General features: G+C 32.4%; 8 protein-coding genes. 4 read left to right on the top strand and 4 right to left on the bottom strand.

The features are described from left to right. Positions 1-570 precede the first annotated feature (570 nt). A complete protein-coding gene (locus AC3WJF_RS22655) occupies positions 571-1473 on the bottom strand; it encodes a DMT family transporter (RefSeq protein ID WP_492456299.1) in 903 nt (300 codons plus the stop codon). 124 nt (positions 1474-1597) lie between these two features. On the opposite strand from AC3WJF_RS22655, the gene AC3WJF_RS22650 reads away from it, so the two are divergent. Then, positions 1598-2287: an MgtC/SapB family protein gene (locus AC3WJF_RS22650; protein ID WP_492456297.1), complete on the top strand. Its 690-nt coding sequence runs from the start codon at positions 1598-1600 to the stop codon at positions 2285-2287. Between the two features lie 159 nt (positions 2288-2446). Continuing rightward, entirely contained in the window at positions 2447-3538 is a 1092-nt protein-coding gene (locus tag AC3WJF_RS22645; RefSeq protein ID WP_492456295.1) for a GGDEF domain-containing protein, read from the top strand. A gap of 27 nt (positions 3539-3565) precedes the next feature. On the opposite strand, the gene AC3WJF_RS22640 is transcribed toward AC3WJF_RS22645, so the two are convergent. From AC3WJF_RS22640 to AC3WJF_RS22630, 3 genes are all read right to left on the bottom strand, one after another. Continuing rightward, positions 3566-3976, bottom strand: a complete 411-nt coding sequence (locus tag AC3WJF_RS22640; protein WP_492456293.1) for a disulfide oxidoreductase — start codon at positions 3974-3976, stop codon at positions 3566-3568. 4 nt (positions 3977-3980) lie between these two features. Continuing rightward, on the bottom strand, positions 3981-4679 hold the full coding sequence (locus AC3WJF_RS22635) for a DsbA family protein (protein WP_492456291.1): 699 nt from the start codon (positions 4677-4679) through the stop codon (positions 3981-3983). 273 nt (positions 4680-4952) lie between these two features. Next, a complete protein-coding gene (locus tag AC3WJF_RS22630) occupies positions 4953-5351 on the bottom strand; it encodes a hypothetical protein (protein ID WP_492456290.1) in 399 nt (132 codons plus the stop codon). A gap of 164 nt (positions 5352-5515) precedes the next feature. On the opposite strand from AC3WJF_RS22630, the gene AC3WJF_RS22625 reads away from it, so the two are divergent. Then, on the top strand, positions 5516-5893 hold the full coding sequence (locus tag AC3WJF_RS22625) for a hypothetical protein (RefSeq protein WP_492456288.1): 378 nt from the start codon (positions 5516-5518) through the stop codon (positions 5891-5893). A 240-nt stretch (positions 5894-6133) separates the two neighbouring features. After that, complete coding sequence (locus AC3WJF_RS22620) at positions 6134-6802, top strand: transcriptional regulator (protein WP_492456286.1); 669 nt, start codon at positions 6134-6136, stop codon at positions 6800-6802. Positions 6803-7242: the final 440 nt, after the last annotated feature.

Here is a 7242-nt window from a genome sequence, read left to right as displayed (position 1 = left end):
AAAGATGTTTGATATAGCTCATATAATTTAAAACATTGACGTTTCGTTCTGTTTAGTTTTCAAAGATCAATTTCAGTCGCTTTCAGACAGCAACTTTTATATTATATCATCTTGTGTGTTTCTTGTCAACATCTTTTTTATTCTTTCAGAAGCGACTTTTATATAATATCATTTCATCCAACGGAATGTCAACACTTTTTTAAAATGTTTTTTTGGATATTATGTTGAATATATCCACCAACTTTATCGGACGAATAATAATATAACATGGTTACTGAATGATTGCAATACTATTTTCACTTTAATTTTCTAGTGATTAGTTTCATTAACATACTTTGTCCCATTTATAAATATATTAGCAAAAAGTAGTTGTAAATGGAAGGTGAAATTTATATGGCTATTAAATTTGCTTTTTGCTTATCCATAATAATGACGATTTATCTATTTTATTATGCAACATCAGAATTAAAAAAAGAATACAAGGCCACAACATCACTAAACTTTATTTTAGTGATCATTATGGCCTTTGTATTTTCTGGACTCGCTTATATATTTATCTAAGAATCTTTTTTAATGTTTTGTCTCATTTTTAATAGACTTTGAGGGTTTCCAATCAATTACAAATAATAATACGCTTAATATAATGATAATTCCTCCAATGATTTGGGTTATGACTATTTTTTCATTAAATATATAGTACGCTAAAATCGCTGCTCCAATTGGTTCGAAAAGGATCGCCATAGAGATCGTTGATGTGCTTATCCATTTTATACACCAATTGAAGATGGTATGCCCTAATAAGGTTGGAAAAATAGCAAGCAATAAAAAATAAAGCCAATCTTGATTTTCTAAATGAATGAACGATTCTTTTTTTATTAAAATATAAACGAACAGAACAATTGAACTAATCGCATACACAATGAAGGTATAAGTCATTAATGAAAGTCTTTTTCGGATATTTTGCCCAATTAATAAATAACCAGTTATGAGTGCACACGCAGCTAGTGCAAGTAAATCTCCAATAAGTGCATTTCCATTAATGGTGAAATCACCCCAACTTATAATGAAACTTCCGATTACTGCAATTACTCCACTAATAATCTTTGAGAAAGAAAAAGTTTCTTTAAAAATAAAAAAGGTACCAACAAAAGCGAAAAGAGGTTGTAAAGTAACAAGAACCGTTGAACTTGCGACCGATGTTAGGTTTAATGATTCAAACCATAATATAAAATGAAACGCTAAAAAAATACCCGCAATAATAGACTTTATCCAATCACCAATAGAAATGGAACGCAATTCTTTTACATTTTTTAATAGAAAGAAAGGCAACATTAGTAGAACTGTAAAAAACAAACGATAAAATGCAATTACTCCTGCATCAGCAGATGATAATTTCACTAGTATTGCAGAAGTGGAGACAGCGATAACTCCAACTATTAATCCGATGTAAGAATTTATTTTCGAAGTTTTCATTATTTTCTCCTTTTATAACAAAATTGTATATGATAAAATGACATACACCATTTTAAACCCTTTTCACTGCAATTTCCATCAAGATTAAAATTATTTACTCAAAATAAGAAAGAGGTTCACTTTATTGGAAATAATTGATAAAGAAATACTTTTAAAATTAGGGATTTCAGCCATTCTAGGTTTAGTTATAGGATTAGAAAGAGAATTAAAAAGAAAACCTTTAGGGTTAAAAACCAGTCTCGTTATCTCCATAACTAGTTGCTTATTAACGATAGTTTCCATTCAGTCAGCTTATACATTCCCTAAATATAATGATGTACCTATTGGTATGGATCCACTTCGACTTGCGGCGCAAATTGTTTCCGGCATAGGTTTTCTAGGAGCAGGTGTTATATTAAAAAAGGGAAATGACAATATAACAGGATTGACAACTGCTGCAATGATTTGGGGAGCAGGTGGAATCGGAATAGCTGTTGGAGCAGGTTTTTATTTCGAGGCAATTGCTGGCGTCATCTTATTAATGATCAGTGTGGAATTAATACCTTCCATTCTTAGAATTGTTGGACTCAAACAATTACGACAAAAGGACATTCAACTTAAAATAATAGTTCTACAAAAAGAAGATATTGATAATGTCATTTCTAATCTTGAATCCATGCAAATAATTTTGGAAAGCATTAGGATAAGAGATTTACAGGAGAAAGGTCATTTGCTAGAGTTGAAGGCTTTAGTAGGATTCCGTAAGACTGTTTCCGAAATTTACAATGAAATATCTGATATGAAGGAAGTAGTTAGTACTGATATCGAAATTTAGTAAGCGGGTTCATAATTGAATCCGCTATTTTTTATCTATCAATCTTGATTTCCGATATAAATTTTTTCTTTTATTAGAAATTTGATAAAATAATTACTGTTGACAAAAATGGGGAAGGATTAAGTGTTTTTATCCAAATTTGCTATAAAGGTGGGGCTTATGTTTAAAGACTTGTTTATTAATATTACGATCATCATTTCGTTTTTATTTTTATATCTACATTTATTTAAAAGAAATGTACTTTCAATTAACGCAAAAGTAACCATAAAGCTATTATATGGAATTGCCTTTGGTTTACTTGGATGTATATTGATGGAGTTTGGTATACATATCGATAATAACTTTATTGATTTTCGCCTTATCCCCACCATTATTGTAGCCATTTTTGGAGGATTTTTTCCTAGTTTTATTTCGTTACTTATCATTACTATAGGAAGGTTTATTATGGGGGGAGTAAATACTTCTTCTATTGTAGCATTATTATTTTCAACACTAATTGGAATTGGCTGCTTTTTTATTTCGAAAGCGAATATGAAATTGCAGACGAAAAATGTATTGTTGCTCACATACACAAATCTTATATTTACTTTTATTCTTTTCTATCTCATTGGAGACTCCAAAATATTAATAAATCTTATACCTATCTATTGGATATTTTCTTATATTGCTGGATTTTCCAGCTTATATTTAGTTCATTATTTAAACGATTCATTTAAGCTTTTTAAAATGTATAAGGAACAATCGTCCAAGGATTTTTTAACTGGGCTGAACAATTATCGAAAGTTTGACGATGAATATAACAACTTGCTATCTCAAGCAAAGGAAAAAGATCAGAAACTATCCATACTTTATATTGATATAGACTTTTTCAAAAAGGTTAATGACACGTTTGGACATAGTGAAGGAGATGAAATTCTTCAGCAGTTATCTTCCATTCTAAAAGCCAATACTTCACCTCAAGATATTGTATCTCGAAATGGTGGAGAAGAGTTTACTGTTTTATTACCTAACAATTCCATGGAGAGTGCTGAATTAATCGCAGAACAAATAAGATCTACTGTTGAAACCTTTCCATTTAAACTAACAACTGGAAAAAGCATTAACATAACGGTTTCCATTGGTGCAGCTAATTTCCCTTTAAGTACGAATAAAGTGGAAGAGATTATGAATCTTGCGGATAAAGCACTTTATATTGCGAAAAATTCAGGAAGGAATCGGGTTCATATCCACTCAAAAAGCGAAGCCTTTTAATATGGCTTCGCTTTTTATATAAGAATATCAGTTACCTACTTGTCTTTTTCTAATGTTAATCATTGCAACCGTTATAAACGTAAATGCGGTAAAAGCTAGAAGAGGAATGGTGATAAAACCTAACCAATTGATATATTGGCCAGAGCATGGAACACCACTTGTACATACTTGAACTTCTCTCATGAACGGTATTTTTTGAATACTGTAATGATAGATCGAAATTACCATACCAATGATAGATAACGGTAGTACATATTTATAAACCTTTATATCATGATTAAACACCGCAACTCCAAGGATAAAAACTAAAGGATACATAAGGATTCGTTGATACCAGCAAAGAGTACAGGGAATAAATTTCATTATCTCGCTAAAGAATAAACTTCCAAGCATGGCAATAATTGCCGTTAACCATGCGAAACCTAAAGTTTTATTCATACCTTTATTTCCCCTTTGCAGCATTATTAATCATTTTTAATAGGTCCTCATATGTTTTGCCTGTAAATTGTTTGCCGTTTATAAAAAAAGTTGGAGTTGAATCAATCTTTAGTTTGTTTACATAAGACTTATCTTTTTCTAACGCATCATTATAACGTTTTTCCTTCACAGCAGCTTCTACCTTTTGGACATCTTTTTCACTAACAATTTCCTTTAATGTGCTTTGTAAAAAGGAATCCGTATATACATCCATATGTTCGTACTTCTCATCATCTGGCTGTTTGCTATAAAGCAAATCATGAAACTTCCAAAATGCATCATTTCCTAACTCACCGTATACTGCTTCAGAAAACAATGCTGCACGAGTAGAATCTTGATAAATAAATGGGTAATTCATAAAATAGAATTTCACTTTTCCAGAATCAACTAAATTCTTTATTGTTGACGGATACACATTTTCTGTGAAGTTCTTACAAACAGGGCATTTATAATCGCCAAATTCGACAATATTTACTGGTGCACTACTTTTTCCGACATATGGCTGATTTTTATAGTCAAAATCAAATGCAGCATCGTTTTTTCCTATCAGTTTACTGATCAACACCAATCCAATAATACAAATCACCACTAGACCAACTACCCAAAAAAAGAAATTTTTTGAAGATTGGCCAGTCGTTTTTGGTCTACTCTTTTGTTTTTCCATATTTCACCTCAAAGATATATTTCTAGTTACAGTTGCTATACTTGCAATTTTATAAGTAGGGGTCTTTGTAAATAAACTCTTTCTTTCAAATAATACTATATTTTCAACACCAAAGTGTATCTCCCTTTAGCTTTTTCGTAAAACCGACACTTTTTAGCAATTTAACATTGTTAAGCCTATTAAGTCATATGCAAGTGAATTTAAATGAATCTTATCATAATATCGATAAGAAAGTATAAAAAAAGGAACCAAAAATGGTCCCTTTTTTTATAGCTATTTTTCAAGTTTTACGGAAATTGCCGGAGACGAATATACTTTCAAACATCCCTCTAAATCATCCTCTTTTAAAAATCCTAAATGAATCGCTGATTTAATTTTTTCTTCATCAGGACGTTTTACAATTTGTATTAAATCATTAAGCTTAAGTTCTTCCAATCTTTGCACCGTTTGGACTTCATCATACTTTTCCGTTTTTCTAATCAGACGTTGTAATTTATAGTTTCCGATTTTGACTTGTCCTTTTGCATTAAGTCCGACACTATTATCAAAGTATAGTTGAAAAGCCTTCTTATATTCATCCATTTTACTTTCAATTTCCTTTTTCTGCTGATTCCATTCAAAATATTGAGTCACCATCTCTTCTGTTATCAGTTGTTCTATTTGTTTGCTCATTCCCTTTCCTCCATTTTTACTAGATAGTTCATCATATGGTAAGGAAGGAATAAATATGACGATGACATTTTGCTTTTGATTAGAACAATGCAATGCAATAGCCGTTTCATAAAAAATTTTGATGAATATCTTTAATATTAATTGGACGTATTGGAGGTGTAAAAATGAGCGACCATCAAAGAAGGACAAGTGCTGAGAATAACTGGCGATACATGTCTCCTATGTCTAAAATGAGTCATAGATACTCAGAAGGGCACTTATTCATGGTTGTGGATCAAAACGGAAGAATGCAAAGTACAACAGGAAATCCAGTCATATTAAGAAAAGGAGAAATTGGAGTACTATTTTGTTTACCTATTATCGGTGCACCATCAGCCAGATTAAGAGATATTGACTTAAGACACGGGGAATTTGCTAGGATTCATTGTGGACTTACAACCGTTGATGTATTTTGTGAAAGTAGACAGGCTGGTATACCAACTCAAACACGGACATTATTACCTGGTCAATTTGTAGTGATTACTTGCTCGATTACTAGGTGACCTGACTCCTTTATTTACAAAGTCCCTTGCTAAATTTATTTTCCTATGCCTTTAATAATTCAATAGGTTATATTTAACTATGTAATTGCAGATTAATTCCTTTCAAGCTAAACTTATATTAATAAGTCAGTCATTAAATTTGCCGCTTCGATACATATACAAAATGCTTTTGGCATTTAGTTTTTGTATTGAAGCGGCTTTTTTACTTGGCTAACTTAAATAATTAAGAGGAGTGAATTGATGTCGCAGTTTGAAGAAAAGTTTACTAAATGGCACCAGTATAATATTTCTAACGAGAAAAATCACAGAAGACGTGAAATTCTTGAAAAGGGGTTGGGGCATGCTACAATTGAATTTCTTCGACTGGTGTGGTTCCCTGCAATAGGGAATTTTGATCACTTGTATCCTGAATGGGAGGTACGGGATTTCAATAATGGGTTTCGTTACCTCGATCTTGCCTATATGCCCGGACAAGCTAAAGGAGGTATTGAAATTCAAGGTTTCGGTCCGCATGCAAGAGATTTAGACGTTAGACGATTTAAAGATTTATGTTGGCGACACTCATTGTTAGCTCTTGATGGCTGGACATTCTTACCAATAGCCTATTTATCCATTAAGGAAGAACCAAAGAAATGTCAGCAGCTTATTTTATCTTTCATTGGCAAATTCCTCTCTTCGGATGTCCCTGCACATTTGTCTTGGCTAGAGGCAGAAGCAGTCCGATTTGCACATCGTTTGCTGCGACCCATTTCTCCCCTTGAGTTTGCAAAGCATCTTGGAATTAGTGATCGACATACCAGGCGAGTATTGTATAAACTAGTTGATTTACAAATTTTTGCTGTTGCAAGCGGAAAAGAGAGAGCACGGACTTATAGACTCGTTTTACCCACAAAGAATATACCTCAGTAATGATATTCCAAAATCTCAGTTTCTTAATTTTGATTATGTAGGCATTTTTACCGGACTTTCGTTCCGCTATTTGCTTGAAAACCCTCTTTTTCATCATGTTTGCGGACACTGGTTCCGCTATATGATGAAAATCACTGTAAAATAGCGGACAAATTCCGTATTAACGGATCTGCTGTCCTCTTAACTTCTAATATCACTGCTTTTTTCACAGATAGCGGAACCTCTGTCCTTTCTACTTGCATTCAACCATTGTTTGATGCTACAAAGTCAAACAAACATCGGTATATCCGTTTTACCGGACTCTCGTTCCGCTATTTGCTTGAAAACCCTCTTTTTCAACATGTTTCAGGACTCACGTTCCGGTATTTGATGAAAATCACTGTAAAATAGCGGACAAATTCCGTGATAACGGATCTGCTGTCCTCTTAACTCCTTATATC

This window comes from Heyndrickxia sp. FW510-T9 (assembly GCF_058781025.1).
The sequence above is the reverse complement of the archived record's forward strand: the minus strand, read 5'-3'. Positions and strand labels throughout refer to the sequence as shown.